This is a genomic window from Hoylesella timonensis S9-PR14 (assembly GCF_000762405.1).
GTDB classification, from domain to species: Bacteria; Bacteroidota; Bacteroidia; order Bacteroidales; family Bacteroidaceae; genus Prevotella; species Prevotella timonensis_A.
This window is the reverse complement of the sequence record NZ_JRPQ01000012.1, coordinates 1-4,291: the sequence shown is the minus strand read 5'-3', so window position 1 is coordinate 4,291 and position 4,291 is coordinate 1. Positions and strand designations below refer to the sequence as shown.

At 38.9% G+C, this 4,291-nt stretch carries 3 protein-coding genes; 2 read left to right on the top strand and 1 reads right to left on the bottom strand.

Going from position 1 to position 4,291, the window contains the following annotated elements:
* Positions 1-2,130: DUF5112 domain-containing protein (locus HMPREF9304_RS00795; RefSeq protein WP_231564427.1), on the bottom strand; the 2,130-nt coding region annotated here is incomplete at its 3' end.
* A 157-nt stretch (positions 2,131-2,287) separates the two neighbouring features.
* Here HMPREF9304_RS00795 and HMPREF9304_RS00790 point away from each other — a divergent pair.
* Both HMPREF9304_RS00790 and HMPREF9304_RS00785 read left to right on the top strand, forming a co-directional pair.
* Positions 2,288-3,352, top strand: coding sequence for a LacI family DNA-binding transcriptional regulator (locus HMPREF9304_RS00790; protein ID WP_036925820.1), 1,065 nt, complete (start codon positions 2,288-2,290; stop codon positions 3,350-3,352).
* A 33-nt stretch (positions 3,353-3,385) separates the two neighbouring features.
* On the top strand, positions 3,386-4,195 hold the full coding sequence (locus HMPREF9304_RS00785; RefSeq protein ID WP_036925817.1) for a hypothetical protein: 810 nt from the start codon (positions 3,386-3,388) through the stop codon (positions 4,193-4,195).
* The last annotated feature ends 96 nt before the right edge of the window (positions 4,196-4,291 follow it).

The following is a 4,291-nucleotide window of genomic DNA, read 5'->3' as shown; positions in this document are numbered from 1 at the left end:
AACTATCAATTTGTTACTTTTTGAAATGTTAAAGGAATTTCGTGGACAGTAGTGAATTTTCTTATATCGATCTATAATTCCTTTACAGTTCATCAGCCCAAATCCATGGCTAACTCGACTATTATGTTTCTGCAAAGATGCGCTATCGGGCGCTGCACTATCAACGATAGGTTTATGATCGAATAACTGATGAAGTTGTTCGGAAGTCATGCCTATTCCCGTGTCTTCTACCACAATTTCCACAAAATCGCGCTCATTGTTGGCATAAACTCTCACCTTCCCTCCAGATGGAGTGAATTTACGAGCGTTGTCACACAGGGTGTTCAACATAAATAAGGTAAGCGTCTTGTCTGCTTTCACCACAGCATCGGTGTATTGAATGTTGAGTTCTATGCCTTTCAACCTGAAACTCATTCGATTACGTCTCAATATGTCAAGCAAATCTTGAAGTGGAAAACTCTCTATTTTCAAACTTAAATAACCCTTCCTAAGTTGAATCCAATTCGTTAAAACTGCATTATATTGATTGATTTGATCGGTCAGCTCGGCAATATAGGTATATCGCTCTGCTCGGATTTGGGAATTTTCTTGTCTATCACACAAGCGATGCACTTCATGTAATATTCTATCTATTAACGGAAGAACAATTTGAACCAACGACAATTTGGCGCGTTGTTCCAAATTGCGTCTTTTATTTTGCGATAGACGAACCTCTGTCATCTCTTTTCTTTCCTCCATCTCTTCATACCGCTCTTGATAAGTGGATAAAAACTTTTCATTTTCAACCTTCCACTCCTCTAACGGTTCCAACAGTTTCTCAAGAACAGATGTGCGCTTCTCGTTGCGTTTTCGCATCCAGTCAAACATCCATAAGAGAAAGCTAACGAAAACAATCATTAGGACAATGGCTACAATCATTTGATTGAGTATGCGCAGTGATTGGTTCAACTGTTCGGCACGTGCTTCTAACTGTCGGTCTTGTCTAGTCCCTTCTTGTATGTCAAGATATAAATTTCTGTTGTAGTCACTTTTCTGTTTGTCATTCATTGCCGAATACACCAATGATAACTGTTCACGGATAGAAGCCACCAAATCAGGTGCTTGAAGAATGGCTTGATTTTTATTCAAGGCATTTGTCAAACAGATAAGAGCAGAGGGATAGTCGTGTAATTCCCAATAGCATTGTGCCAATGTTCGATAGGCACCCGCTGTTTGATAAACGTCACCGTATTTCTGAAATTTATCTAAGGCACGCTGTGCAAGATGTCCTGCCAAGAGAGAGTCTGGCATGTGATAGGGATTGAGATATTGAAACGACGGTAAATTATCATGTATGAGCTTGTCGCAGTATTTTTTACGTTGCAACCGTTCACTAATAGCTTGAAGTGAATTGGCTTCCCAATAGGGATAGTGAAATTGTTTTGATAATTGATAGCATCTGATTAAATAATCGAACTCGGCTTGGTTAATTTCTTCACGGGTACCATTCAGAATGACACCTCCTGCTCCAACATTATACAAATAGTTCAGCAGTTGGGTCGTATCTCGTGTGATATCCCCATTGACATCAATGACGTTGATTGCTTCCACAGATTCATTTTCCAATCCCACGTAATAGAAATAGGTGGAATTGGTAATATTAAATTCACTTTCAGCGTAAATCATTCTCAACTCTTGATGGTCTGACAGATTTGCACTCTCCTCTTTTATGCGCTTAAATCGTCTTATTGCTCGTTCCCGATAAACGTAAAAGTTCTTATTTTCTGAACATCTTTGACACAATCGCATCATTTGGACATCGGCAATCAGTTGCTCTATTTGATTGTTTGTGTTCTGAAAGATAAGCGACAAGAGCGAATCGGCTTGCTGGTATTGCATTTTTGCGAGACTGACAAAGGCTAAATTGTTCAGCGCTTCTGCATAATCTCCACTTCGGGTCTTTGAAAGTCTCAACGCTTTCTGTGCATAAAACGTGGTACTATCGAGATTTCTATACCTGAAGGCGTAAGCCTTTTCATTCAGCGCCACCACCTCTGTAGGGTGAGGAGCCGAACACGATACTACAGTGACACAGCACCAAAAGAGCAATAGTATCAAGCCAGAGTATGTCGGTAGTTTTTTTATGAACATAGATAGGTTACAGAAATTCAGTCAGACAAAGATAACTAAATTCATTTTGAAAACACACAAATAGGTATTAAAAAAGTCTGTTCTCATTAAAATAACAGGATGTGTTTTCTAACAATATAAGTTTTATTTGTATTTTTGCAGCATATATAAGCGTATTATGGCAGCAAAGATTAGAATTAAGGATATTGCGTTAAGGGCAGCTGTATCAGTAGGAACTGTTGATAGAGTGCTGCACAATCGACCGAATGTATCCAAGGTAGCAAGGGAAAAGGTGGAGCAAGCGTTGAAGGAAATGGACTATCAACCCAACATGTACGCAAGTGCTTTGGCTTACAATAAGTCGTACACTTTTTATCTCCTGATACCTCAGCATGAATCTGAAGCCTATTGGGAAGAAATAGAAGAAGGTGCAAAAAGGGCAATTGAGATTAGACGTGATTTTTATTTAGAACTAAAGATATTCAATTATGAACGTTCTGATGAGCAATCTTTTCTTCAAGTAGCTGCCAAATGTATTGAGCAACAACCCGATGGCGTTATTGTGGTGCCGTCAACATTGGAGGTCACTCGACAGTTCACAGACCAATTACACGATCAAAAGATTCCGTTTGTGATGTTAGACTCCTATATGCCCGACCTCAATCCGTTATCTTTCTTTGGGCAAGATTCTTTCCGAAGTGGATATTTTTCCGCCAGAGTCTTGATGCTCATTGCCAGTAAGGAGAAAGAGATAGCGATTATGAAACGCATAAAAGGCGGCAAAGTGAGTACTAAACAGCAAGCCAATCGTGAAGTTGGTTTTAGACATTATATGTATGATCATTTCCCCGAAATCAATATTCTCGAAATGGAAGTACCTATGGCCGCCACACGCAAGGAGTATGATGAAATAATAGAACACTTTTTTGAGCTACATCCTGAAGTGCACCATTGCATCACATTTGGTTCAAAAGCCCACATTGTCGGTGATTACTTGTTAAGGAAGAATAGGCGTGACATTCAAATCATGGGCTATGACATGGTAGAAAAGAATGCAAAATGTTTACAACAAGGAAGTATCTCGTTCTTGATAGCACAACATGCTTATCAACAAGGTTATAGCTGTATTGAAACACTTTTCAGGGCTATCGTACTCAAAAAGAAAGTTGAACCCGTTAATTACATGCCCATCGAACTGTTGACTAAAGAGAATATGGATTTCTATCGTCGAACACAGCTGTAAATCATCAGTACACTCCTATTTTAATCATTCTTTATGGATATTATCAAACGTAATTTCTTTCGACTTTTAAGGTCTGGCGCATTGAATGAATACGTTACGTTAGAACCAATGTCCAACTTTAAGTGGAGACGACTCTTTCAGCTTTTAGAATCACAAAAAGTCGAATCCATCGCTCTGAAAGGTATTAAGAATCACCAATACGACACAAATATTCACATACCCGAACAGCTGATTCAAGCCTTAGCAGCGAATACCGTCAAGGAGGAAGCCTTAGCAAAAGACACCCCACCTACCCTATCCAATCGCTTTCTAAATCGCAAGCTGAAAAAGATTCGGCATGACGAGTACCATAGTATTGACACCTCTACGGATACACTCGCATTGTTAGACATTATTTTGTTTAATATCAATCACATCCTGAACTACGGTATCTCATTAAGAGGTATTTTGGAATTAGGAAAATTTCTACGTACCAGGGGCGACAAAGTAGATTTCGTTAAATTGGAGACATGGCTTAACGCACTTCATATTCAACGCATTGCCCAACTGCAAGGAAGTATTCTGATAGAGGTATTTAATTTCGAGCAAGATGAAATTCCATTTGTTCAAGAGGTGGAACGAAATTCATACGCATTGGCTTTGCGCACGCTAACCCATACTGAAATAGATACCAGTAAAGAATGGCATTTTAGACAATCAAAGGCAGGGTTTGTGCAGAATAATAATGTGGCGCTGAAAAGAAATCTCAAGCGCAGCATACGTTATATCAATTATGCTCCCATTGAAACTACCAGTAGCTTTCTCGCAAATTTAGGACGTAGCTTGTCAGAGATAGAAGAATAACAGTTAGGCGTATGAATTGAGAGAAAAAAAACTGTCAAAAATCTTTCTGTGTTTTGATAAAAGGACTAACAAATCTTAAATTCTTTCAAAGTATGC

Bases quoted from the DNA above. Each gene is read 5' to 3' on its own strand.
- HMPREF9304_RS00790 (WP_036925820.1), top strand. From the start codon at position 2,288: ATGGCAGCAAAGATTAGAATTAAGGATATTGCGTTAAGGGCAGCTGTA.
- HMPREF9304_RS00785 (WP_036925817.1), top strand. From the start codon at position 3,386: ATGGATATTATCAAACGTAATTTCTTTCGACTTTTAAGGTCTGGCGCA.